Below are 22,981 nucleotides of genomic sequence, written 5' to 3'. Positions count from 1 at the left end.
CTATCTCAGGCGCTCCGAGCGCTTGCCCTGCTAATCCAGCGGCACGCTACGGTAACGGTTGACATCCGGCGCCGACACCGGCGCCGCCTCATTGCCCCAGCTGGCGCGCACATAGCTCAAGACGGCCGCCACCTGCGCATCGTCCAGCTCGTGGCTATAGAGCGGCATGCCATAGGGGCGCGGATTGCCGGCCGTGCCGGGCGGGAAGCCGCCATGCAGCACCATCCGGATCGCGTTCACGGCCGGGGTGAGCGTCACCGCGCGGTTACCGGCCAGCGGCGGATAGACCGGGGCCTTGCCCTTGCCGTCGGCACCATGGCAATCCACGCAATACTTGCCGTACAGGCGGCGTCCCTCGGCCAGCAGCGGCTCGCTCGGGCGTTCGCCGCTGTCCGCCGGCTTGTCCTGCGTCGCGGGCAGCGACTTCAGGTAGGTCGCCATGGCGCCCAGGTCGGAGCCGTTCAGGTGCTGCAGGCTGCGCACCACCACTTCGGCCATCGGCCCGGTGGCCGAGCCGCGCGGCGATATGCCGGTGGCAAGCAGGGCGACGATGTGTTCCTTGTCCCAGTCGCCCAGGCCCGCTTCGCCGCTCGCGGTGAGCGAGGGGGCGTACCAGCCGATGGTCGGAATCAGGCCGCCCGAGAGCGTGTTGCCGGCCGCGCCCAGCCGGTTGCGCGTGCTGTGGCATGCGCTGCAGTGGCCCAGGCCCTCGACCAGGTAGGCGCCGCGGTTCCATTCGGCGCCGCGGGTGGGCTGCGGCGTGAACACGGCCGGGCGGAAGTACAGCAGGCGCCAGCCCGCCAGCAGCGCTTGCTGGTTGTACGGGAAGTCCAGTTCGTGCGCCTGGTTCGGGCGGCGCTGCGGCGCCAGGCTCCGGAAGTAGGCGAACATGGCATCAGAATCGGTGCGCGAGACCCGGGTGTAGTTGGTGTACGGGAAGGCCGGGTAGAGCAGGCGGCCGTCGCGCGACTTCCCGTTGTGCAGGGCATTCCAGAAATCGTCGGCGGACCAACGGCCGATGCCGGTTTCCGGGTCCGGCGTGAGGTTGGGACCATACAGGCGGCCGAAGGGCGTGTCGAGCGCGCGCCCGCCTGCATACTTCGCTCCGCCGCGCGCGGTGTGGCAGGCCACGCAGTCGCCGGCGCGCGCCAGGTAGGCGCCGCGCGCGATGTTCTCGGGCGTGGCCGCCCACGCGGCGGGCGAAGTCGAGGGGATGAATTCCTCGCGCGGCCAGGCCAGCGCCACGACGGCGGCGGCAACCAGGGCCAGGACCAGGGCGTAGCGCTTCATGGCGCCTCCGGGGCGCTGCCGCAGGCCAGCGGCAGGGGACGCGCGATCGAGGCGGCCGGGCGCGGATCGCTTGGTGTGGGCTGGGCCGCGAGCCAGTGCGAGACGGCGTTCACGTCTTCCAGCGTCAATCTGGCCGTGATCTCGGCCATGCAGTCCGGCGCATGGGCGCGGCGCGCCTTGTTGCGCCAGGCGCCGAACTGCGCGTTGACGTAGTCGCGCGGCAGGCCGAGCAGGCCAGGGATCGTCGGTTCGACGCCGGTCAGGCGCTGGCCGTGGCAGGCCACGCAGGCCGGCAGCTTGCGCGCACTGTCGCCCTGCATGACCAGCTGGCGTCCGCGCTCGAGCAACTGGGCCGGCATGCTGGACGCCTCGGCGGCGTGCGCCGCGGGCGGCTGGGCGGCGAAATGGCCGGCGATCTCGCGCAGGTAGGCGTCGGGCAGGTGGTCCACCAGGTAGGTCATGAGCGGATACTGGCGCCGGCCTTCGCGGAAGTTGAGCAGCTGGTTGTACAGGTAGCCGGCCGGCTTGCCGCTGATGCGCGGGAAGTAGCTGTCGTTCACGGGATTGCCGCGCGCGTCGATGCGCGCATGGCAGGAGGCGCAGGCCAGCAGGCGCTGGGCCAGGGTGTCCGGCACCTGGGCGGGCGGGCTGGCCTGCGGCGCGGCCTGGAGCACGCCCGCGGACAGGATCAGGACTGCGAACAGCATGCGGCGTCGACTCATGGATGAACTCGGCAGTAGCAATGCCGGCATGATAACGCGGATGGGGCTGTCGTAGGTCAGGAAGCGCGGCGCGGCGGCAGGCTGGTGTCGTCGGCGGGCGGATTGGCGAGCCAGTGGCGGTACAGGCGCAGGGCCACGTGGGCGTCGTCGGCCGCGTACAGGACTTGCTTGTCGCTCAGTTGGGGCAGGGCCCAGTTGGTGGTAGTGATGCGGCGCGACTTCTGCAGGCGCTGGCCGAAGAAGCGCGCCACCGCGGTCTTGGCGCCGAGCGTGTTGCGTTCGCCGCGCCGGCGCATGGCCGTGGCCAGGTCCAGCACCTTGCGCGCGTCGATGCCGAGCTTGCTGCGCAGGCGTTTCAGGTCGTCGCCCAGCCCGAAGCCGACCTTCAGGATGCTCTCGGATTCGAGCACGGGCTTGAGCACTTCCAGCGCCGTCTGTGCGCTGGCGGCGCTGCCGATCTGGAACAGGTAGGCGATGTCGTCGGTGGCAAGCTGCACCAGGTGCGGTCCGGTCGAGACCTCGCCCTTGGAAAAGGTGGGCTTGGATTCGGTGTCGAAGCCGATGACATCGGCCTGCGACAGGGCCGCCAGCGCGGCCGCCGCCTCGACCGGCGTGCGCACGATGCGCACGTCCGCTAGGCGGATGCCTTCGTAGGGCGGCAGCAGTTCGTCGGACTCTGCGACGCTCGGCCCGGACATCAGTTGCGCGAGAACTTGGCCGCGAGGGCGTTGAGCTTTTCCTGGCGCTGGCGGTTCGCCTCTTCGGCCGCGGCGGCCTCGCGCTCGGCCTTCTTGCGCTCGGCTTCTTTCTTGAAGCGCTCCTGCAGCTGTTCCTTGGCGTGCTGGCGATGGGTGTCGGTGACTTCGGCGCCCGGGCTGCCGTCGAGGTTGTAGCGGACCTTGGCCTTTTCCATGGCGCGCAGGTAGCGCATCGAGCCGGTATGGATGCCGAGCGCGGCGCGCATGGCCTTGCGGTTCAGGTCGGGCATCTGCGCCAGCAACTGCTTGTCGATGCCGATCGCCAGCGGCAGGCAGTCGCGGAAGGCCGGGAACGCCTGTTGCAGCTGCTTGAGCAGGGCGCGGGCCGACGGGGCCGGGGCGGCGCCCGCAGGGGCGGCGGCCGGCGCTTCTGCGGCAGGCGCGGCACCGGCCGCCCCGTCCTGTGCGGGCGCCGGGGTGGACGTGTCCACGGACGGCGTGTCAGGCGTGGCAGGAGCGGTGGTGTCGACGGTCTCGGCAGCGGTAGTGGTATTCATTGACTTCATTGTAAGAACGGGAAAGCGAAGGATAGCACGGCGCCCGTACGCCGGTGCGGGCCGTATTGTACTTGTTCCATTAATCTTGAGAATTTGATTGAAGATCCGATGCGGGTGGACAGGCGTGCTGCCGCGAAATCGTGTATGATCCGCCTCTTGCCTTGCGCACGGCTTGCGCCGGCGCAGATGGGTCGGAGGACCCGGCGAAGCGCCCGTGTCATATTCAGATTGGTGATATCCCTTATCGGATATTTCAATTATCACCAATTCTTGCAATGCGGCATAATATCGCCTTCCTCCTGTTCTTCGCTGAACATGAGATGCAAGCCCGTTTCATCCGACGGGCTTTTTTTCGTTCCGACATGCACACCGTGATTTCAAACACCGTTTATTTCTCCCCAGCCCGCCGCCATCCCGCCAGGAGTGCAGGCAGCCTCGGGGGAACCGTGCTTGAAGTCCGCGTGTCCGCCCTCAGCTAGGGCCATCCCGCTTCCAAACCCACACCGGACCCGACCCTGGGTCTTGCTGACATTGATTCGCAGGCAGCCGCATGCCTCGACTGGAGAGAGTTTTACTATGAAAAACACCGCCAAGACACTGACACTGACCGCCAAGAAAACGCCCGCCAAGGCGACGGCACAGCTGGCAGTGCCGAAAACCGCGACCTCCTACTTCCTCGAGACGGAAGCGGCGGCCAAGGTGACGGTGGTGAAGACCCGCTCGCGCCTGGCGTCGGCCAAGGCCGCGCTGGAAGCGGAGCAGGCGCCTGGCGAGGTGGATGTCGCGGCGAACGAAGCCGTGCTGGACACCCCGGCCGTCGCCGAGCCGGTGGCGGAAGTTGTCGAAGCGGTCGCCGAAGTTGCACCGGTTGCACAGGCCGAAGCTGTTCCGGCCGCCGAGCCGGCGCCGTTCGAAGACTATACGGCTGCCGTGCCGAACGCCGCGGCGACCGTGGTCGTGCGCAAGCGCGGCTCGAAGCTGGCCGCCCTGAAAGGTGCGGCGCATGCGCTGCACGCTGCCGAAGCGCCGCAGGCCGAGGCCGAGGCTGCGCCCGCAGCGTCGGCAGCACCCGCCGCGCCGGCCCTGGAAGAAGCCCCGGCCGCGCCGAAGGTCGTGCGCACCCGTACCCGCCGCACCGACGCCAACGCGCTGCCGGCGCCGGCAGCCCCGAGCACCGCCGTGGGCGCCGTCAGCGCCACCACCGACGCCGCCGCACTGGCCGCGATCGACACCTCGGGCTACCTGCTGCCGCAGGTGAAGGTCCCGGGCCGCCGCGGCCGCAAGCCAAGCGAATTCGTGCCGGAGAACGACGAAGTCGCGGCACTGAACGCGGTCGAACGCGCCGAAATGAAGGCCGCCTCCAAGCTGCGCGAGCGCAAGGCCAAGGGCCTGGCCGGCATGCTGGGCGGCGAAAGCGGCTTCTCGGAAGCGGAACTGGAAAAGCGCCGCCAGCAGATCAAGAACCTGATCAACATGGGCAAGGAGCGCGGCTACCTGACCCACGCCCAGATCAACGACCAGCTGCCGGAAAACATTGTTGATCCGGAAGCGATCGAAGGCATCATCGCGACCTTCAACGACATGGGCATCGCGATCTACGAGCGTGCTCCGGAAGCGGAAATGATGCTGCTGTCGGATAACGTACCGACCGCCACCAGCGACGACGAAGTGGAAGCGGCCGCCGCGACCGCGCTGTCGACCGTCGATTCCGACTTCGGCCGCACCACCGACCCGGTCCGTATGTACATGCGTGAAATGGGCGCGGTGTCGCTGCTGACGCGCGAAGGCGAGATCGAGATCGCCAAGCGCATCGAGGACGGCCTGAAGGACATGGTGCAGGCGATCTCGGCTTGCCCGACCACGATCTCGGAGATCATCGCGCTGTCGCACAAGATCGCGTCCGACGAGATGAAGATCGACGACGTGGTGGACGGCTTCGTCGACCTGAACGATGCCGCGCCTGCGCCCGCCGCCGCGCCGGCACGCGCCGGCGACGACGAGGAAGAAGAAGAGGAAGTCGAGGAAGAGGAAGAAGAGGGCGCCGCCGGCGGTGGCGCGGCCGGCTACTCGACCGAGCAACTGGCGCAGCTGCGCAAGAGCGCGCTCGAGAAGTTCGCCCTGATCGAGAAGCAGTTCGACCGCATGGGCCACGCCTTCAAGACCAGCGGCTATGGTTCGGACGAGTACGAGGAAGCCCAGGCCATCATCTCGAACGAGCTGCTGGGCATCCGCTTCACCGCCAAGATCGTGGAAAAGCTGTGCGACACCCTGCGCGGCCAGATGGACGAAGTGCGTTCGATCGAGCGCGCCGTGCTGGACATCTGCGTGAACCGCTGCGGCATGCCGCGCGCCCACTTCATCAAGGTCTTCCCGGGCAACGAGACCGACCTGGCATGGGGCGACCGCGAAGTCGACTGCGCCTACCCGTACAGCGCGGTGCTGAGCCGGAACCTGCCGGCCATCAAGGAACTGCAGCAGCGCATGATCGACCTGCAGGCGCGCGTGGCGCTGCCGCTGGCCGACCTGCGCCGCATCAACAAGCAGATGGCGGCAGGCGAGAAGCGCGCCCGCCAGGCCAAGCGCGAAATGACCGTGGCCAACCTGCGCCTGGTGATCTCGATCGCCAAGAAATACATCAACCGCGGCCTGCAATTCCTCGACCTGATCCAGGAAGGCAACATCGGCCTGCTGAAGGCGGTGGACAAGTTCGAGTACCGCCGCGGTTACAAGTTCTCGACCTACGCGACCTGGTGGATCCGCCAGGCGATCACGCGTTCGATCGCGGACATGGCCCGTACCATCCGCGTGCCGGTGCACATGATCGAGACCATCAACAAGATGAACCGCATCTCGCGCCAGATCATGCAGGAAACCGGCAGCGAGCCGGACCTGCCGACCCTGGCGGCCAAGATGGAAATGCCGGAGAACAAGGTTCGCGAGATCATGAAGATCGCGAAGGAACCGATTTCGATGGAAACCCCGATGGGCGAGGACGGCGATTCGCAGCTGGGCGACTTCATCGAGGACAACACCACCCTGGCGCCGCTGGACGCCGCGCTGCACGCCTCGATGCGCAACGTGATCAAGGAAGTGCTGGACTCGCTGACCCCGCGCGAAGCCAAGGTGCTGCGCATGCGCTACGGCGTCGAGATGTCGAACGACCACACGCTGGAAGAAGTAGGCAAGCAGTTCGACGTCACCCGCGAGCGTATCCGCCAGATCGAAGCCAAGGCGATGAGCAAGCTGCGCCAGCCGTCGCGGTCGGACAAGCTGAAGACCTTCCTGCACAACCAGTAATTTTTACCGTTTGGTAAAAGATGCCGTCCAGTGATGAACTGGACGGCATTTTTTTGTCCGGTGCGGCCGGAGCACCCGGTTTGCGCTACCTTTCATGCAAGGCATCCACTTCGCGAGCATCCCATGAAGCACACCACCATGCTGGCTGTGGCAGTCGCCCTGTGCGCAGCCGGCGCGCAGGCCCAGGACGTCATCGAAAGCGGCCGGCCCGACTTCGTCGAATCGAGCACGGTCGTGGGCAAGGGCCGGTTCCAGCTCGAAGCCGGCCTGCAGTATGAACGCGACCGCAACCGGGCGGGGCGCGAGCGCGTCCTGTCCACGCCCACCGTGCTGCGTTTCGGCGTCGCCGACACTGTCGAGCTGCGCGTCGAGACCGAGGGGCGCATGAATCGGCATGTTGGTGCGGGCGGCGGGCGCAGCACCGACGCAGGCTACGGCGACACCACGCTGGCCCTGGGCTGGCACCTCATCGACGCCGCCGGCAGCCGCCCTTCGGTCGGCCTGCTGGCCTCGGCGGAATTCGACAGCGGCTCGCGCGCCTTCCGCGGCGAAGGGGTACGGCCCGCGCTGCGCGTGATCGGCGAGTGGACCTTGCCGAACGGTATGGCGCTTGGCGTCATGCCGGGGATCGGCGTCGAACGCGATGGAGAAGGCGCAGGGCGCTACCGCTACGGCCTGTTCGGCATCGTGCTGGCGAAGGACTTCGGCGAGCGCCTGCGCGGCATCGTCGAAGTGGCGCTGCCGCATATTGCGCGCAGCCGCCACGGCGGCACCGAGGCGAGCTTCGACGTCGGCGCCGCTTATCTCCTGTCGAAAGACGTGCAGCTCGACGCGATGCTGTCGCGTGGACTCAATAGCCGCACGCCGGATGTCGCCTTCACCGTCGGCCTGTCGATCCGGCGCTGAGTGCGCGCGCGGCGCCATCCGAGCAGGGCGGCGCCCGCCAGCAGCATGGCATGGCTGGACGGCTCGGGCACGGCGCTGATGGGCGAGGCCCAGGCTTCGGCGCCGAGCGACAGCTGCAGGTCGGCCCAGCGCGCGTATCCGTAGGGATTGCTGAAGTCGACCGTCAGCGTGCCCGTTTCGGCGAAGCCCGGTGCCAGGCCCGCAGCCGTGCCGGTCTCGCGCTGGACACGAATCTCATCCCTGTTACCGTAGGTCAGGTAGTCGACCACGCCGAAGCCCAGCAGGAGGCGCAGGTACTCGCTGTGCGAGTCCTGCTCCTCGGCGCCGGCACTGCCGTTCATGTCGACGCTGAGCGAAACGCGGGTATTCGGCGACAGCCAGAATCCCAGCTGTTCGCTGCGCACGTCGGCCGTGAGATGCGTGTATGCTCCCGCCGGCGGGGCGGTCTCGACCGATAGCGACAGCAGCTGGCCGAGCGGGTCCGGATGCGCGTACGCGGTCGACAAGGAGACATGCGGGCCGGGCGCGTAGTCGATCTGGGCAGGCTGGCGCGCCTCGGGATTGGCATAGCGGTTGTAGTATTCACCCCAGCTCCAGTCGGTGCTGGAGGCATCGTACATGACCGACATGTAGCCGTTCGACCCGCTCCAGCCCTGGTTTTGCGGAAGCACCCATTCGAGCGATGGCGTGACCGCATCGTTCGGATCGAGATCGATCAACGTGAAGCGCAGGTTTCCCAGCGTCGCCTGGCCCTGCACGTCGGCCAGCGCCGGGGCGCTGGCGAGGGCGCAGGCAATAGCCAGCGCCTGGAGTCGCATATCGGTTTTCATGGTTCACCTCCTGGTCAATGCGCTGGTCGTGGCGTCCTTCGCGGGCAACGGCCCAGCAGGGGTGCGTCGATGGGCAGCATGGCCCAGGACGCGGGTTCGGGCGCCGCGCTGACCGGCGTCGTACACTCTCTCACTTGTATGGATTTCGACATGGCCACCCCGGCCGAGCGTGGCATTGGCTGCGGCGTTATCGCCAAGGCTGTGGGCGAGCGAGGACGGCAGGCCGGGAATGAGCAGTGAAGGCGTCACCGCATCCCCAAGGTCGAGGTCGAACCGGCCACCCTGCAGCGTGCCGGCCGCTGCCTGCCTCACCACATCCGGCATGCCATTCCGGATCGCCATGGCGGCCTCCTCAAGGATTGGTGCTGCCATCCTAGCATCGCATTTGCGCTGTCCGGCACGATTCTGCTGCGGCCGTGGCCGCCACGCGACTCATGCATGACAGTTATGCCGGCCCCAGCTAAATTCATTGGTTGTCAAAATTGCTCGCGCGTACCCTGTTTTGCGGATGGCAACACATCGGCGCGTGGAGAGGCGCCGGTGAGCGCCACCAGCGCTCCCCTGGTGCGCTCACCTCAACCTGCAAAAAAAGACAACATGAAAAAACTTTTGCTTGCAGCGGCAGCCGCCATGCTCGTCGCTTCCATTTCCCACGCCGATGCACAGACGGTGTCACCCAAGCGCGAGATGCGCGGCGTGTGGATCAGCACCCACATCAGCCTGGATTGGCCCAGCCGCCTCGATACGCCGGCCCAGCAGCAGGCCAAGCTCAAGGCCATCCTGGACCACAACAAGGCCACCGGCATGAACGCCGCCTTCCTGCAGGTGCGCAGCCAGTCCGACGCCATGTACCCGAGCGAGCTGGAACCCTGGTCCTACTACCTGACCAACCAGCAGGGCCGCGCCCCCAGCCCCGCCTGGGACCCGCTGCAGTTCGCGATCGACGAGACCCGCAAGCGCGGCATGGAATTCCATGCCTGGATCAATCCCTACCGCGCGGTGGCCACGGCATCCAACCAGAACAACACGGCGATGTACGCGCCGAACCACGTGTCGCTCGCCCATCCGGAATGGCTGCTCACGGTCGGCACCGTGAAGATCCTGAACCCCGGCCTGCCGGCGGTGCGCGACCACGTCGTGAACGTCATCATGGACATCGTCAACCGCTACGACGTGGACGGCATCCACTTCGACGACTACTTCTACCCGAACGGCACCACCGGCGACGACGCGGCGTACTACGCCGATCCGCGCGGCTTCCCGGATACCGCAGCCGGCCGCGCCGACTGGCGCCGCGACAACATCGACATCCTGATCGCGCGCGTGAACGACAGCATCCGCGCGGTCAAGCCCTGGGTGAAGTTCGGCATTTCGCCGTCCGGCATCTACCGCAGCAGCACCGACCCGGCCGTGGGCTCCCCGACCAGCGCCGGCGCCCTGCAGCACTACACCCACATGTTCGCCGACACCCGCAAGTGGATCCGCGAGGGCTGGGTGGACTACCTGGCGCCGCAGGTCTACTGGTACATCGGCCAGGCCGGCTCGGACTACAAGCTCCTGGTGCCGTGGTGGAACGACAACGCCTACGAGCGCCACATGTACATCGGCCTGGCCGACTACAAGATGCGCGACACGGCAGGCTGGAGCAACCCGAACGAGATCAACAACCAGATCGCGCTGAACCGCGCTTCGGCCAACATCTCGGGTTAGGTCCACTTCCGCCACCAGTTCCTGCAGAACGACCCGCTGGGCTACCGTACTTCGCTGATGAACAGCACCTATGCGCGTCCGGCACTGCTGCCGACCATGGCCTGGAAAGGCACGGCGGCACCCGGCGCACCGTCAGGCCTGGCGGCCAGCGTGGGCGAGAACAACGCGGTGAACCTGGCCTGGGCGCCGGCGGCGGAGAGTAGCGACGAACTCGAGAAGACCCGCAAGTACGCCATCTACCGCTCGCCGGATCGCGAGATGGACCTGGACAATCCGGCCAATCTGCTGGGCGTGACCGACACCGCCACCAGCGCCTTCGCGGACGCCAGCGTCGCGCCGGGCCAGTATTACTACTACACGGTGACGGCGCTGAACCGCCTGAGCACCGAGAGCGCGCGCGCGGGCACGGTCAGCAACGACTTCGAGGCGCCGACCGTGCGCACCCGGGAGGTCTCGGTCACGCTCGCCAACGGCAGCGCCTCGATCGCCGCGAGCGAGCTCGATGGCGGTACCAGCGACAACTGGGGCGTGGAGTCCTTGACGGCCTCGCGCACCAGCTTCTCGTGCTCTGACATCGGCGCGCAGAAGGTGGTGCTGAGCGCCGTCGACAAGGGCGGCAACAGCGCCAGCGCGGAAGGCCTGGTGCGGGTGCTGGGCCACGTGCCGCAGCCGTCGATCAGCGTGAGCCCGGGGCCAGGGGAAGCCACCGGCCTGCCTGCGAACACGATCGCGCTGGGCTACGGTCCGCAGAGCGTGAGCCTGACTGCGAGCGATGCGGCGGGTTCGTCGACCTTCACCTGGAGCCCGGCCGGTGGGCTGTCGACCGCCAGCGGCGCGGTGACCAGCTTCGCGCCGAGCGCTGCGGGCAGCTTCAGCTTCACGGCGCAAGCAAGCAGCCCGGAAAGCTGCTTCGCGCAGGCCAGCACCACGGTCAACGTGATCGATGCGCGCTGCGGCGAGGGCAAGGTGATGGTGTGTAACAAGACCGGCAGCGCGGGCAATCCGGGGGCGCAGGTGTGCGTGTCGCCGAATGCGGTGCCGGCGTTCCTGAAGAAGGGCAGTGTGCTGGGAGCCTGCTCCAGCTGATGTTCGTAGGGTGGGCGGATTCTCCGCCCACGCGGTGATCGTTAGCAGCAAGATCATCCGGTGCGAAAGCGGAGTCGCTATCTATCTCCGCGTGGGCGGGAAGACCCGCCCACCCTACAATAACGGCTCAGCCGGTATTTCTCAGGCCCGCCGCCACCCCATTGATCGACAAGTGAATCCCGCGATGCACCCGCGGATCCGCATTGTCCCCCAGCTTGCGCCGGCGATGGATCAGCTCCACCTGCAGGTGGTTCAGCGGGTCGAGGTAGGCGAAGCGGTTCTGGATCGAGCGCGCCAGCAGCGGGTTGCCCGCCAGCCGTTCGCTCACCCCCGTCACCGATTTCAGGCAGCGCAGCGTTTCGCCATGCTCGGCGGTGATGCGGCGGAAGATGCGCTCGCGCAGCTCCACGTCCGCCACCAGCCCGGCATAGCGCGAGGCGATCGCCAGGTCGGTCTTGGCCAGCACCATGTCCATGTTCGACAGCAGGGTCGCAAAGAACGGCCAGCCTGCATGCATCTCCTGCAGCAGCGCCAGGCGTTCCTCGCGGTCGCCGTCCGCCAGCCAGCCGCTCACCGCGGTGCCGAAGCCGTACCAGCCCGGCAGCAGCAGGCGGCACTGGCCCCATGAGAAGCCCCAGGGAATCGCGCGCAGGTCTTCGATGCGGCGGGTCGACTTGCGCGAAGCGGGACGCGAACCGAGGTTCAGTTCCGCGATCTCGGCGATCGGCGTGGCGCTGAAGAAGTAGTCGGTGAAACCCGGAGTCTCGTACACCAGGTTGCGGTAGGCGCGGTAGGCGCGCTCGGACAGCTCGGCCATCACGGCTTCAAAGCGCGCCAGTCTGGCGTTGTTCACCTCGTCCGCCGGGTGCGGCACCAGGCTCGCCTCCAAGGTCGCCGCCACCAGCAGTTCCAGGTTGCGCCGGCCGATCTCCGGATTCGAGAACTTCGAGGCGATGATCTCGCCCTGTTCGGTGAGCCTGATCTGGCCGTTGACGGTGCCCGGCGGCTGGGCGCGGATCGCATCGTAGCTCGGGCCGCCGCCGCGGCCCACGGTGCCGCCGCGGCCGTGGAACAGGCGCAGCTTGACGCCCTTGGCGGCGAACACGTCGACCAGCTTGAGCTCGGCCTGGTACAGCTCCCAGTTCGAGGTCAGGAAGCCGCCGTCCTTGTTCGAGTCCGAGTAGCCGAGCATGACCTCCTGCAGGCGGCCCTGCTGCTCGATGACGCCGGCCACCAGCGGGATCGACATCCACTCGTCCATGATGCCGCTGGCGCGCTGCAGGTCGGGGATGGTCTCGAACAGCGGGATCACCATTACGTCGCTGGTGCCGCTGGATACCCGCATCAGGCCGGTCTCCTTCTGCAGCAGCAGGACTTCCAGCAGGTCGGACACGGTCTCGGTGTGCGAGATGATGTAGTTGCGGATCGCGCGGCTGCCGTAGCGCTGGCGGATGTCGCGCGCCGCGCGCAGGATCGCCAGCTCGGAATTGGTCTCGTCCGAATAGCTCTCGTAGGGCGAATACAGGGGGCGCGGCTGCGCCAGTTCGCGCAGCAGCAGCGCGACCTTGTCCGCCTCGCCCAGGGCAGCGTAGTCCGTTTGCGCGCCGGCGCGCGCGAACAGCTCGGCCAGCACGCGCTCGTGCACGTCCGAACTCTGGCGCATGTCGAGCGAGGCCAGGTGGAAGCCGAAGATGCGCGCGGCGCGCTTCAGGCCTGCCAGGCGCGGCTCGACCAGGACGGCGCCGTGGTTCGCGCGCAGCGAATCGGCCAGCACCTCGAGGTCGGCCGCGAACAAAGCGGCGTCGAGGTAGGGCGGGGCTTCGCCGACTTCCTTGCGCAGGATGTGGTCGACGCCCAGTTCGCGCGCGGTGGCTGCCAGGCGCGCGTAGATGCCGATCAGGGCGCGGCGGTAGGGCTCGTCGCTGCGGTGCGGGGAATTGTCGACCGAGGCATCGGCCAGCGCCTGCATCTGCGGCGTCACCGGCACCATCAGGGTCGAGGTGGACAGTTCGGCGCCGAGGGCGTGCACCTCGTCCAGGTAGAAGTCGAGGATGGTGGTCGACTGGCGCACCAGCGCATGGCGCATGGTGTCGGCATTCACGTTCGGATTGCCGTCGCGGTCGCCGCCGATCCAGCTGCCCATCTGCAGGTACTGCGATTCGCCCAGCCTGGCTTCGCCGCCGTAGCAGGACGCGATCTCGTCCTCGATGTCGTCGTACAGGCCCGGCACTTCGCGGAGAAAAGTAATGCGGTAGTAGGACAGCGCGTTGTCGATCTCGTCGGCGACGGTCAGCTTGGAGTAGCGCAGCATGCGGGTCTGCCACAGGGTGGCGATGCGCGCCTGCAGCAGCTGGGTGTTGCGATTGAGTTCCTTGGGCGTCAGGCCGCGGTCGCGCTCGGCCAGCAGGCGCGCGATGTCGTGCTCGGCGTCGAGGATGCTCTTGCGCTGCACTTCGGTCGGGTGCGCGGTGAGCACCGGCGCGATCAGGGCGTCCTTGAAGAAGTCTTCGACGACCTCGCGCGGCACGCCGGCATCGACGAGCTTGCCGAGCGCGTGGCCAACGCTGCCCTGGCGCGGCGCCGCGCCGCGCATCAGGTGGGCGCGGCGGCGGCGGATGTGGTGCTGGTCCTCGGCGATGTTGGCCAGGTGCGAGAAGTAGGAGAAGGCGCGCACCACCGAAATGGTCTGGTCGCGCGTGAGCCGGTGCAGCAGGGTGGTGAGTTCCTCGCCGGCGACCGGGTCGGCATCGCGGCGGAAACGCACCGCCGTCTGGCGGATGGTCTCGACCACCTCGAACACGGCTTCGCCTTCCTGTTCGCGCAGCACGTCGCCGAGCAGGCGGCCGAGCAGGCGGATGTCTTCTTTCAATGGCGCGTCCTTGTCCAGGGCGCTCTGTACGGCAGGGTTGTCTAGTGCAGCAGGGTTTTCCATATCGACCACAAATGAATTGTTAGTGCATGGCGGTTGGCCATCGTCTGCAGGAGGCCCCATGCTAAAATTTGTGATCTTGAGCAAGGGCCGTTAACCGGCATCGTCCTGGTAGGCTAGATGACAGTGAAAGAATCCGTGTTGAAAGCAAATGAATCGGCGCAGGAAGCGCCAGCGAAGCTGACGCCTCAAAAGCTCATTATCGCATCCCGCGAGAGCCGCCTGGCCATGTGGCAGGCGGAACATGTGCGTGCCCGACTCGCCGCATTATATCCGCAGTGCAGCGTTGAAATTCTCGGAATGACAACACGTGGCGACCAGATCCTCGACCGGACGCTCTCCAAGGTAGGCGGCAAGGGCCTGTTCGTCAAGGAGCTGGAAGTGGCGATGGCCGAAGGCCGCGCCGACCTGGCCGTGCACTCGCTCAAGGACGTGCCGATGGAACTGCCGGAAGGCTTCGAGCTGGCCGCCGTGCTCGAGCGCGAAGACCCGCGCGACGCCTTCGTGTCGAACGACTATGCCAGCCTGGATGCATTACCGGCAGGCAGCATCGTCGGCACCAGCAGCCTGCGCCGCCAGGCCCTGATCGCCGCGCGCTACCCGCAGTTGGTCATCAAGCCGCTGCGCGGCAACCTCGACACCCGCCTGGGCAAGCTGGACCGCGGCGAGTACGCCGCCATCATCCTGGCGGCGGCCGGCCTGAAGCGCCTCGGCCTGGCGCAGCGCATCCGCGCCTTGCTCGAACCCGAAGACAGCCTGCCGGCGGCCGGACAGGGCGCGATGGCGATCGAGATCGTCAGCAGCGCGCGCAGCGACGGCGTCGACCTGCGCGCGCTCCTGGCGCCGCTGAACCACGAGGCCACCGCGCGCGCCGTCACGGCCGAGCGCAAGGTCTCGAAGATCTTCGGCGGCAGCTGCCAGATTCCGCTGGCGGCCTTTGCGACCGTCACCGGCACCGCCATGCGCCTGCGCGCGATGGTCGCGACCCCGGACGGCCAGCGCACCGCGCAGGCCGAGGTGGCGGGCTCCTGGGAGCATCCCGAATTCCTGGGCGAGCAGGTGGCGATCCTGCTGGAAGACCAGGATGCGCATGCGATCCTGGAAGCGTGCAAGCAGGAGGCGGCGCAGGAGACGGCCGCCGAAGCATCGCCGGCGCCAAGCCAGGGCGGTTGACCCATGCCTGATCGGGCAGTCGTCATCACCCGGCCGCGCGCCCAGGCGCAGCCGCTGGCCCAGGCCGTGCGCGCGCTGGGGCGCCGGGCCGTGGTGCTGCCGCTGCTCGAGATCGCGCCGCTCGACGATAGCGCGCCGCTGCGCGCCGCGCTGGCCGAGCTGGCGTCCTGTGCGATGGTCGTGTTCGTCTCGCCGAATGCGGTGGACGCCGCCTTTGCCCACCTGGACGGCTGGCCGGCCGGCGTGCCGATCGGCGTCGTGGGGGAGGGCAGCCGCGCGGCGCTGGCCCGCCACGGGGTCACGGACGAGAACGCCACCATCCATTGCCCGCCTGATCCGGCCAACAGCGATTCGGAACACCTGCTGGCCAGCCTGGACCTGTCGGCCTTCGCCGGGCGCCGCGTGCTGATCGTGCGCGGCGAAAGCGGGCGCGAACTGATGGCCGACACCCTGCGTGCGGCCGGCGCCCAGGTCGCCCCGGTCGCCGCCTATCGCCGCAGCGTGCCGTCCTTGAGCGCGGCGCTGGCGGCCGAGCTGGACGCCTTGCTGGCAGGGCCAAACGACTGGATAATCACGAGTTCGGAAGCCTTGCGCGGCCTGGCGGGGCTGGTGCGGGAGCGCGATCCCGCTACCGGCCTGGCCCGCTTGCAGGCGCAGCACCTGATCGTTCCCCACGCACGGATAGCGGAGACGGCGCGCGCGCTCGGATGCGATCGGATCACCCTCACGGGTTCTGGCGACGCACGCTTACTTGCCGCGATACAATCTCAAGAATGAACGAACAACAAAATAATCCAGAACACATCCCGTCTGGCAGCGTCACGCTGCAGAAGGCGCCGGCGCCCGCGTCGCGGGGGGAGGGGCTGCTCCAGGCGCTGCAGCGCCCCCTGCCGGCGGCGGTCGCCATCCTGGCCCTGTTGCTGGCCGTGCAGACCTGGACCTCGCACAACCGCATCAACACCCTGCGCCGCGACATGGCGCAAAGCCTGCAGAAAGGCAACGCCGTGAATGCCGAAACCGCGGCGCTGGCGCGCGAGGTATCGGATACGGCCAAGGAGTTGCAGATCAAGGTCGGCGTGCTTGAAAGCCGCCAGTCCGAGGCCCAGACCCAGCAGCTGGCGCTCGAGCAGCTCTACCAGGACCTGTCGAAGAACCGCGACGAATGGGCGCTGTCCGAGGTCGAGCAGGTCCTGAACACGGCCAGCCAGCAATTGCAGCTGGCCGGCAACGTGCAGGGCGCCCTGATCGCGCTGCAGAATGCCGACCGTTCGCTGGGCCGTTCGGACAAGCCGCAGTTCCTGAACATCCGCCGCGCCATCGGCGCCGACATCGAGCGCCTGAAGGCGATGCCGGCGGTCGACCTGGCCGGCGTCGCGCTGCGCCTGGACAACGTCATCGCCCAGATCGACACGCTGCCGATGCTGTCCGACGAAAGGCCGCTGCTGCCGGCGGCCCCGGTGCGCAGCACCCGGAAGCCAGATGGCAGCGTTGTTGCCAAGGGCGCTGCCGAAGCCGCGCCGGACAAGCTGAGCCTGGGCCAGCGCATGATCCAGACCTGGCGCAACTGGAGCCAGGAGATGTGGGACGACGTGCGCCAGCTGGTGCGCGTGCGCAGCGTCGACACGCCGGAAGCGCTGATGCTCTCGCCCACCGAGTCCTTCTTCGTGCGCGAGAACCTGAAGCTGCGCCTGCTGAACGCGCGCCTGGCCCTGCTGTCGCGCAACGAGGCGACCTTCCGCGACGACCTGGCCAGCAGCCAGGAAATCCTGCTCAAGTATTTCGACACCCGCGCCCGTGCCACCCAGTCGGCGCAGGCCGCGCTGCGCCAGGTGCAGGCGAACAACCTGACGATCGAGATGCCGACGCTGTCCGAGAGCCTGAACGCAGTGCGCAACTACAAGGCGAAGCAATAAGATGCGGCTCCTCCTCTGGTTAGTCGCCCTGATGGCCGCGGCCATCGGCATTGCCGTGACGGCACGCTTCAACCCGGGCAACGTGGTGCTGTTCTACCCGCCGCACCGGCTCGACATGTCGCTCAACCTGTTCGTCGTGCTGCTGGTGCTGCTGTTCCTGACCTTCTACGGCCTGGTGCGGGCGCTGAAATCCACCCTCAAGATGCCACAGCGCGTGGCCGCCTATCGCCAGCGCAAGCGCGAGCGCGAAGGCAACAAGGGCTTGCGCGACGCACTCAAGGCCCTGTTCGAAGGCCGCTTCGGCCACGCCGAGAAAGCCGCCATGCGCGCCGCCGAGCTGCCGGAAAACGCCGGCCTGGCGGCCCTGATCGGCGCCAGGGCCGCGCACCGCATGCGCGAGCCGGCGCGGCGCGACGCCTGGCTGGCCGGCATCGCCCACGACAACACGCTCAAGACCGCGCGCCTGATGACGGTGACCGAGCTGCTGGTCGACGACCACCAGCCGGAAGCCGCACTCGAGGCGGTCGCCGAACTCAATGCCAGCGGCCAGCGTCACATCCACGCGCTGCAATGGTCGATGAAGGCCCACCAGCAGGCGCGCAACTGGCCGGAGGTGCTGCGCCTGGTGCGCATCCTGGACAAGCGCAAGGCCCTGCATCCGGCGCTGTCGACGCGCCTGCGCGAGCTGGCCTACGAAGCCCTGCTATCCGAGCGCAACGTCGATGCGGAAGCGATCCGCCGCCTCTGGTCCGGCGTACCGGCGGCGGAGCGCACCCTGCCCACGGTCGCGGCGCGCGCCGCCAATGTCTTCAATGCCTGCGGCCTGCACGACGAGGCGCGCCAGATTGCCGAAGAGGCGCTCAAGGCCAACTGGGACGACTGTGTGGTGCGCGCCTACCGCGAGGCGGCCGGCCCCAGCGGCTCGCCCTCGCTGCTGGCCCAGATCGAGCACTGCGAGGCCTGGCTCAAGGAACGTCCGCGGGACGCCGAGCTGGCCCTGACCCTCGGCGCCTTATGCCTGAAGCAGAAGCTGTGGGGCAAGGCGCAGCGCTACCTGGAGCAGGCGCTGTCGGACGCCCTCGATGCGGCGATGGTGCGCGAAGCGCACCTCAAGCTGGCCCAGATGCATGAGGCGCTGCGGCAGGAAGGGGAAGCGGCGCACCATTACCGGCAATGTGCGCTGGCCAGCATCCTCTGATGCCGGATTGTCAGCGGATGCGCGCCGCCACCGGACGCGCCATCCGCTTGCCGCTTTCGCTATAATGACGCACCTTATTAAAACTTCAGCAAGCAAGGAATTCCATGAGCCTGAATAACGTCCCAGCCGGCAAAGACGTGCCGAACGACTTCAACGTCATCATCGAGATCCCGATGAACGCCGACCCGGTCAAGTACGAGGTCGACAAGGACAGCGGCGCGATCTTCGTCGACCGCTTCATGGGTACCGCCATGCACTATCCGTGCAACTACGGTTACGTGCCGCAGACCATCGCCGACGACGGCGACCCGTGCGACGTGCTCGTGATCACCCCGTTCCCGCTGCCGCCGGGCGTGGTGGTGCGCTGCCGCGCGCTGGGCGTGCTGAAGATGACCGATGACGGCGGCGGCGACGCCAAGGTCATCGCCGTGCCGGTCGAAAAAGTCCTGCCGATGTACAAGAAGATCCAGAAGCTGGAAGACCTGGAAGAACTGCGCCTGCAGCAGATCCAGCACTTCTTCGAGCACTACAAGGACCTCGAGCCGGGCAAGTGGGTCAAGATCGAAGGCTGGGCCGATGCGGAAGCCGCCAAGGCCGAGATCACGGGCGGCGTCGAAGCGTTCAAGCGCAAGGGCCAGGAATAAGCACCGGTGCAAGGCGCGCCGCGTGAACGCACGTAGCGCGCCTTGCAAGCGATAAAAGCCGGCGTCCCTCATCGGGATGCCGGCTTTTTTATTACCAGCCGCGCATTACCAGCCGCGCATCACCAGCCGATATCGCGCAGCAGCGGGAAGGTCAGGTCGTACGGCGGCCTGACCACGTGCCGCAGGTCAGCGTTGATCGACGGCTCCATCAGCTGGTTCGGCTTGGCTTCGGTGGTGTAGTGCGACACCGAGGACCCCGGCTGGTTGATGCTGGGGCTGTACATCAGGATGCGCCGTTGCCGGTCGGTGCCCGCCAGCCGGGTGGGGTCGATGCCGAAGGTGGCGATCACCCCCGACATCGTCCGCGAGCGCTGCTGCAGCGCCGCCTTGATGGCCACGCCGTCGGACAAGGTGATGCGCAGCGACGGGATCCTGATGCTCGGATCGGCGCCGCTCAGGCCGATGACGTCACCCGGAACATTGTCCACCACTAGCATGCCGATCGCGCCGGCCGCCTGCACGTTACGCGCCTTGGTGACGAAATCGCAGCTGCCGCGGTCCACCAGGGCGATGTTGTTGCGCACCGCCAGGGCATTGTTGAAACTGAGTGGCGTGCAGGCCAGCCCGGTGCCGTTGGGCTGGTCGACCACCGGCATCAGCTGGCCGCTGACGGCGCGGGCGCCGACCGGTGGACCGAAGGACGCATCGCCGACGTAGTAATCGCCCCTGGCGGCCCCGGCGTTCGCACCGCCGATGTTCAGGTTGCTGCGTGGCGCCAGCACGCGCGGCACCGCGGCGGTGACGTTCGGGCCGTTCCAGGACAGGCCGCGCCAGGTGATGGCGGAGATGCGGCGCTGCTCGTCGGTCATGGCCACCCAGGGCATGTTATTGCGGTTGTTCACCAGGAAGTAGTCCCAGATCGAGGGGATGCCGAAGAACAGCTCGCCCGTTTCGTCGTCGGTGAAGGTCTGGAAACCGAGTCCGTGCGCCATTTCGTGCAGCAGTACCGTGACCAGGTCGATCTGGCCGTTGGCACGCCGGTCCAGGCCCAGGTAGAAGGGCGAGCCCGGCAGGCAATCGGGGAAAAGGCCGAGGCGCGAGTTGAAGCGCGCGATGATGTGCGGCTCTTCCGGCGCGGTCAGGTCGGCGCCGGCCAGCTTGCTGGCCAGCGCCGCCGGATACCAGGTGTTGGCGCGCGGCGCGTTCGGGAAATCGGTCCAGATCTCGGCGGCGCCGGCGGAACCGAGCACCGCGCCGCTGGCCGTGCACGACAGGGGCACGAAGGCGGCGCCGATGCGGATCGTCACGGGGCTGTCGAGCGTGGCGCCCCAGATGCTTGCTGCGCGCTGGAAGGCGATCAGGCGCTGGGCGCCCAGCGTGGTGCCGGTGTTGCCCCCGACGGGTGCGGCCGGCGTCGGGTCGTTGAAGCCTTCGCCGGGCGCGTTCAGGTTGACGATGACGATGGTGGCGGCCGCCTGCGCGGCGCCGATGCCGCCGAGCATGACGGCAAAGGTGGCGGCAAGCGCGCAGGCCAGCGTGGCGGCGAGACTGCGCAGGTGGGCGGTGAACTGGGCAGCTTTCATTGGCGATGCTCCTCTTGCGTGGCGGCGCCGTGCTGGTGCGCGCCCTGGACCGCATGGTCGGCGGCATGCGCGCCGTGCACGCATTGCTCCTCGAGCTTGCCATCGGCGCCGCGGGTGACGACCGAATACACCATGCCGCGTTCGCCGAGCTGGACCGAGCGGCGTCCGCCGGGACCGGTGACCATCTTCGGCGCGGGCGCGGCCACGCCCGCCGCCGAGGCGTTGGTGCGCGGGTGCAGGGCGCGCGCCTCGTCCGCGGTGGGGGCGCGCAGTTCGCCGGTGTCGGCGTCGCGCACGACCACCATTCCCTGCTGGGCTGGCGCCGCCTGGGATTCGGTTTGCTGGGCGCAGGCGGGGAGGGCCAGCGCGGCAAGCGGCAGGAAGCACATCAATTTATGGATGAACATGGCATTCTCCTCAAACGGTGGGGGGCGCCTCTTTGACGGATGGCGCCGGCGCCCGCCTGCGCAGGCGCCGGGCATGCGCCCCGACGGCGCCGAGGCCCGCCAGCAGCATCAGGTAAGTCGACGGCTCCGGCACGGCGGTGACCACCTTGACGGTGTCGAGCCCGATGTAGGAAAGCGTCTCGGCATTACCGAGGTAGCGGAAAGCGAAGCGTCCTTCTCCTTGGACATCGAGGCTCGTCGTCCATTGCGCCCACTGCGTGGGAAAACTGTTCTCGCCGCCGATGGTCAGGAGCAGGGTGTCGAAGCCGTCGGCGCTGGTATTGCCGCCGTAGCTGAAGCGCACCTCGAGCTGGTCGAAGAAGCCGGGATCGGGCGCGCGGTTGGTGAAGAAGGACAGGGTGGTCAGGCCGTTCAGCGACAGGGTCGGGGTGATCAGCCAGTTGTACACCAGGCCGAGGCCGTTGGCGGCGCTCAGGTAGTTGACGCCGGCATACGAGCCGGCTGCGCCCGACTGTGCGGAGAAAATGCTGGTATTGCCCTGGAACCATGCGTTCCCGGGTGGCGTGCTGCGGTTGATTTGCGCCCAGTCGGACAGGCCGGCCACGCTGCCGAAGCCTTCGTCGAGGACGACAAGGCCCGCGGCATGGCCCGGCAGTGGCGCCCACGTGGCCGCCGCGACGAGCGCCGCGCCGGCGAGTGAGGTAAGTCGCTTCATGATTCCCCTTTCGTACTGAGCCAGAAAGAAAATGGTGATCCACGCGCGCTGGCTGACGGCGAGCCCATATTGTCTTTATGGTATGGGCAGGCCGACGAGCAAGCTTGATGTTCATTCAATGCGGGTGGACCGGGGCTCGGCCCGAGTCAAGGGCGGAAGGGGAACTAAATCGCGAAAAAGCAAACGGCCTCCGCAGGGGAGGCCGAGAGCTGCTGCTGAGAAATAAAGGTAAGGCTTACCTGGCTTGCCGCGCCAGGAAACTGCGCAACCTGAGCTTGCCGACGATCCCGATCGGGAAGAAATAGATCGACAGGATGAACAGCACGCCCAGCCACAGCATCCAGCGGTCCGGATGGATCAATTCCGCCAGCAGCGGCACGCCTTCCATGGCATCCGAGCCACGCTTCATCAGGACTTGCAGGTAGTTCTGCGCGATGATGAACAGGGCCGCGCCCACCACCGCGCCGTACATCGTGCCCATGCCGCCGATGACGACGATCAGCAGGATGTCGGTCATCACCTTGAAGCCGAGCGAGGTGTCCGGGCCCACGTAGCGCAGCCACAGGGCCATCAGCGCGCCGGCCAGCGCCGCCACCAGCGCCGCCAGGCAGTTGGCCCAGATGCGGTAGGTCATGGTGCGGTAGCCCAGCGCCTCGGCGCGGAACTCGTTCTCGCGGATCGCCTGCAATACCCGGCCGAACGGCGAATTCACCAATCGCAGCAGGAACAGGAACAGTACCAGGGACCCGAAGAACACCAGATAATAGGTGAGCAGCTTGCCGTCGATCGAGCGCCCGAAGACCTCGTTTTCCATCAGCGTGAAGCCGGGCGTGAGCACTTCCGGCACGCTGAAGGTGATGCCGTCCTCGCCGCCGGTGAAGTCCGACAGCTGCGAGGCCAGCACCGCGAACGAGGAAGCGACCGCCAGCGTGATCATGGCGTAGAAGATGGCGCGTACGCGCAGGGCGAACAGGCCGACCACCAGGGCCAGGGCCAGCGCCAGCAGCAGGGCGATGCCGAGGCCGGTCAGCGCCGCGCTCCAGGTCGGCTCGTCCACGCGCGCCAGCCCGAGGCCGATGCCGTAGGCGCCGATCCCGTAGAACATGGTGTGGGCGAAAGAGACGATGCCCGTGTAGCCCAGCAGCAGGTCATAGGACGCCACCAGCACGATGTAGACGCAGATCGTGGCGGCGGTGTTGAGCGGACGCGCGCCCGAGAACAGGAAGGGCGCGAAGGCCAGTCCCAGCAGGATCAGGAGCAGGCTTGCTGCCAGCAGGCGGCTGCGCGGCATGTCGGCGGATAAAAGTCGGTGCAGCATGTTCA

Annotated in this window: 20 protein-coding genes; 9 read left to right on the top strand and 11 right to left on the bottom strand. The window is 67.6% G+C overall.

From position 1 onward, the window contains the following. Nucleotides 1–30: 30 nt before the first annotated feature. From FG94_RS11585 to FG94_RS11570, 4 genes are read right to left on the bottom strand one after another with little or no spacing between them, the layout of a single operon-like run. A complete protein-coding gene (locus tag FG94_RS11585) occupies nucleotides 31–1,290 on the bottom strand; it encodes a cytochrome c (protein ID WP_036211396.1) in 1,260 nt (419 codons plus the stop codon). Beyond that, nucleotides 1,287–2,012, bottom strand: a complete 726-nt coding sequence (locus FG94_RS11580) for a c-type cytochrome (protein ID WP_036211393.1) — start codon at nucleotides 2,010–2,012, stop codon at nucleotides 1,287–1,289. The genes FG94_RS11585 and FG94_RS11580 overlap by 4 nt, the downstream gene beginning before the upstream one ends. Nucleotides 2,013–2,068: 56 nt before the next feature. After that, nucleotides 2,069–2,710 carry a 3'-5' exonuclease gene (locus tag FG94_RS11575; RefSeq protein ID WP_036211390.1) on the bottom strand — a complete coding sequence of 214 codons (642 nt, stop codon included), beginning with the start codon at nucleotides 2,708–2,710 and terminating at the stop codon, nucleotides 2,069–2,071. Beyond that, on the bottom strand, nucleotides 2,710–3,276 hold the full coding sequence (locus tag FG94_RS11570; protein ID WP_373964922.1) for a ProQ/FINO family protein: 567 nt from the start codon (nucleotides 3,274–3,276) through the stop codon (nucleotides 2,710–2,712). The genes FG94_RS11575 and FG94_RS11570 overlap by 1 nt, the downstream gene beginning before the upstream one ends. Nucleotides 3,277–3,843: 567 nt before the next feature. Between FG94_RS11570 and rpoD the strand changes: the two genes are divergently transcribed. Beyond that, nucleotides 3,844–6,564, top strand: coding sequence for an RNA polymerase sigma factor RpoD (gene rpoD / locus FG94_RS11565; RefSeq protein WP_036211387.1), 2,721 nt, complete (start codon nucleotides 3,844–3,846; stop codon nucleotides 6,562–6,564). A 123-nt stretch (nucleotides 6,565–6,687) separates the two neighbouring features. Then, complete coding sequence (locus FG94_RS11560) at nucleotides 6,688–7,470, top strand: transporter (RefSeq protein WP_036211384.1); 783 nt, start codon at nucleotides 6,688–6,690, stop codon at nucleotides 7,468–7,470. On the opposite strand, the gene FG94_RS11555 is transcribed toward FG94_RS11560, so the two are convergent. Together FG94_RS11555 and FG94_RS11550 are read right to left on the bottom strand one after the other, a co-directional pair. Further along, nucleotides 7,365–8,300: a PEP-CTERM sorting domain-containing protein gene (locus tag FG94_RS11555; protein ID WP_081925938.1), complete on the bottom strand. Its 936-nt coding sequence runs from the start codon at nucleotides 8,298–8,300 to the stop codon at nucleotides 7,365–7,367. The genes FG94_RS11560 and FG94_RS11555 overlap by 106 nt on opposite strands. A gap of 3 nt (nucleotides 8,301–8,303) precedes the next feature. After that, complete coding sequence (locus FG94_RS11550; protein ID WP_036211380.1) at nucleotides 8,304–8,672, bottom strand: hypothetical protein; 369 nt, start codon at nucleotides 8,670–8,672, stop codon at nucleotides 8,304–8,306. Between the two features lie 225 nt (nucleotides 8,673–8,897). Between FG94_RS11550 and FG94_RS11545 the strand changes: the two genes are divergently transcribed. After that, entirely contained in the window at nucleotides 8,898–10,010 is a 1,113-nt protein-coding gene (locus tag FG94_RS11545) for a glycoside hydrolase family 10 protein (RefSeq protein WP_161783962.1), read from the top strand. 57 nt (nucleotides 10,011–10,067) lie between these two features. Then, the gene (locus FG94_RS26000) at nucleotides 10,068–11,096 is read left to right on the top strand and encodes a hypothetical protein (protein ID WP_051996511.1); all 1,029 of its coding nucleotides are present in this window, start codon (nucleotides 10,068–10,070) and stop codon (nucleotides 11,094–11,096) included. 127 nt (nucleotides 11,097–11,223) lie between these two features. Here the strand turns inward: FG94_RS26000 and ppc are convergent, their stop codons facing one another. Then, entirely contained in the window at nucleotides 11,224–14,028 is a 2,805-nt protein-coding gene (gene ppc / locus FG94_RS11540) for a phosphoenolpyruvate carboxylase (RefSeq protein ID WP_036211378.1), read from the bottom strand. Nucleotides 14,029–14,253: 225 nt separating this feature from the next. Here ppc and hemC point away from each other — a divergent pair, with 225 nt between their 5' ends. From hemC to ppa, 5 genes are all read left to right on the top strand, one after another. Continuing rightward, complete coding sequence (gene hemC / locus FG94_RS11535) at nucleotides 14,254–15,198, top strand: hydroxymethylbilane synthase (protein ID WP_229445926.1); 945 nt, start codon at nucleotides 14,254–14,256, stop codon at nucleotides 15,196–15,198. A gap of 3 nt (nucleotides 15,199–15,201) precedes the next feature. After that, nucleotides 15,202–15,975, top strand: a complete 774-nt coding sequence (locus FG94_RS11530; RefSeq protein WP_036211372.1) for a uroporphyrinogen-III synthase — start codon at nucleotides 15,202–15,204, stop codon at nucleotides 15,973–15,975. Beyond that, complete coding sequence (locus tag FG94_RS11525; RefSeq protein WP_036211369.1) at nucleotides 15,972–17,111, top strand: uroporphyrinogen-III C-methyltransferase; 1,140 nt, start codon at nucleotides 15,972–15,974, stop codon at nucleotides 17,109–17,111. Before FG94_RS11530 ends, FG94_RS11525 begins: the two co-directional genes overlap by 4 nt. Before the next feature lies 1 nt (nucleotide 17,112). Further along, a complete protein-coding gene (locus tag FG94_RS11520) occupies nucleotides 17,113–18,309 on the top strand; it encodes a heme biosynthesis protein HemY (protein ID WP_081925935.1) in 1,197 nt (398 codons plus the stop codon). Between the two features lie 104 nt (nucleotides 18,310–18,413). Beyond that, nucleotides 18,414–18,953, top strand: coding sequence for an inorganic diphosphatase (gene ppa / locus FG94_RS11515; RefSeq protein WP_036211366.1), 540 nt, complete (start codon nucleotides 18,414–18,416; stop codon nucleotides 18,951–18,953). 119 nt (nucleotides 18,954–19,072) lie between these two features. On the opposite strand, the gene FG94_RS11510 is transcribed toward ppa, so the two are convergent. From FG94_RS11510 to FG94_RS11495, 4 genes are all read right to left on the bottom strand, one after another. Next, entirely contained in the window at nucleotides 19,073–20,536 is a 1,464-nt protein-coding gene (locus tag FG94_RS11510) for a PA domain-containing protein (RefSeq protein WP_051996509.1), read from the bottom strand. Then, the gene (locus FG94_RS11505; protein WP_036211363.1) at nucleotides 20,533–20,943 is read right to left on the bottom strand and encodes a post-PEP-CTERM-1 domain-containing protein; all 411 of its coding nucleotides are present in this window, start codon (nucleotides 20,941–20,943) and stop codon (nucleotides 20,533–20,535) included. The genes FG94_RS11510 and FG94_RS11505 overlap by 4 nt, the downstream gene beginning before the upstream one ends. 10 nt (nucleotides 20,944–20,953) lie before the next feature. After that, the gene (locus tag FG94_RS11500; RefSeq protein WP_051996508.1) at nucleotides 20,954–21,658 is read right to left on the bottom strand and encodes a choice-of-anchor J family PEP-CTERM protein; all 705 of its coding nucleotides are present in this window, start codon (nucleotides 21,656–21,658) and stop codon (nucleotides 20,954–20,956) included. Between the two features lie 235 nt (nucleotides 21,659–21,893). Further along, complete coding sequence (locus FG94_RS11495; RefSeq protein WP_036211521.1) at nucleotides 21,894–22,976, bottom strand: branched-chain amino acid ABC transporter permease; 1,083 nt, start codon at nucleotides 22,974–22,976, stop codon at nucleotides 21,894–21,896. Between the last annotated feature and the right edge of the window lie 5 nt (nucleotides 22,977–22,981).

Origin of the sequence: Massilia sp. LC238 (assembly GCF_000735635.1) — a bacterium.
GTDB classification, from domain to species: domain Bacteria; phylum Pseudomonadota; class Gammaproteobacteria; order Burkholderiales; family Burkholderiaceae_D; genus Telluria; species Telluria varians.
This window is presented reverse-complemented; position numbering and strand designations above follow the sequence as displayed.

Coding starts and splice junctions, on each gene's coding strand:
- FG94_RS11585 (WP_036211396.1), bottom strand. CDS start 1,290: ATGAAGCGCTACGCCCTGGTCCTGGCCCTGGTTGCCGCCGCCGTCGTG.
- FG94_RS11560 (WP_036211384.1), top strand. CDS start 6,688: ATGAAGCACACCACCATGCTGGCTGTGGCAGTCGCCCTGTGCGCAGCC.
- rpoD (WP_036211387.1), top strand. CDS start 3,844: ATGAAAAACACCGCCAAGACACTGACACTGACCGCCAAGAAAACGCCC.
- FG94_RS11510 (WP_051996509.1), bottom strand. CDS start 20,536: ATGAAAGCTGCCCAGTTCACCGCCCACCTGCGCAGTCTCGCCGCCACG.
- FG94_RS11580 (WP_036211393.1), bottom strand. CDS start 2,012: ATGAGTCGACGCCGCATGCTGTTCGCAGTCCTGATCCTGTCCGCGGGC.
- FG94_RS11575 (WP_036211390.1), bottom strand. CDS start 2,710: ATGTCCGGGCCGAGCGTCGCAGAGTCCGACGAACTGCTGCCGCCCTAC.
- FG94_RS11555 (WP_081925938.1), bottom strand. CDS start 8,300: ATGAAAACCGATATGCGACTCCAGGCGCTGGCTATTGCCTGCGCCCTC.
- hemC (WP_229445926.1), top strand. CDS start 14,254: ATGTGGCAGGCGGAACATGTGCGTGCCCGACTCGCCGCATTATATCCG.
- FG94_RS11545 (WP_161783962.1), top strand. CDS start 8,898: ATGAAAAAACTTTTGCTTGCAGCGGCAGCCGCCATGCTCGTCGCTTCC.
- FG94_RS11505 (WP_036211363.1), bottom strand. CDS start 20,943: ATGTTCATCCATAAATTGATGTGCTTCCTGCCGCTTGCCGCGCTGGCC.
- FG94_RS11525 (WP_036211369.1), top strand. CDS start 15,972: ATGAACGAACAACAAAATAATCCAGAACACATCCCGTCTGGCAGCGTC.
- FG94_RS26000 (WP_051996511.1), top strand. CDS start 10,068: ATGAACAGCACCTATGCGCGTCCGGCACTGCTGCCGACCATGGCCTGG.
- FG94_RS11520 (WP_081925935.1), top strand. CDS start 17,113: ATGCGGCTCCTCCTCTGGTTAGTCGCCCTGATGGCCGCGGCCATCGGC.
- FG94_RS11570 (WP_373964922.1), bottom strand. CDS start 3,276: ATGAAGTCAATGAATACCACTACCGCTGCCGAGACCGTCGACACCACC.
- FG94_RS11530 (WP_036211372.1), top strand. CDS start 15,202: ATGCCTGATCGGGCAGTCGTCATCACCCGGCCGCGCGCCCAGGCGCAG.
- FG94_RS11500 (WP_051996508.1), bottom strand. CDS start 21,658: ATGAAGCGACTTACCTCACTCGCCGGCGCGGCGCTCGTCGCGGCGGCC.
- FG94_RS11495 (WP_036211521.1), bottom strand. CDS start 22,976: ATGCTGCACCGACTTTTATCCGCCGACATGCCGCGCAGCCGCCTGCTG.
- ppc (WP_036211378.1), bottom strand. CDS start 14,028: ATGGAAAACCCTGCTGCACTAGACAACCCTGCCGTACAGAGCGCCCTG.
- ppa (WP_036211366.1), top strand. CDS start 18,414: ATGAGCCTGAATAACGTCCCAGCCGGCAAAGACGTGCCGAACGACTTC.
- FG94_RS11550 (WP_036211380.1), bottom strand. CDS start 8,672: ATGGCAGCACCAATCCTTGAGGAGGCCGCCATGGCGATCCGGAATGGC.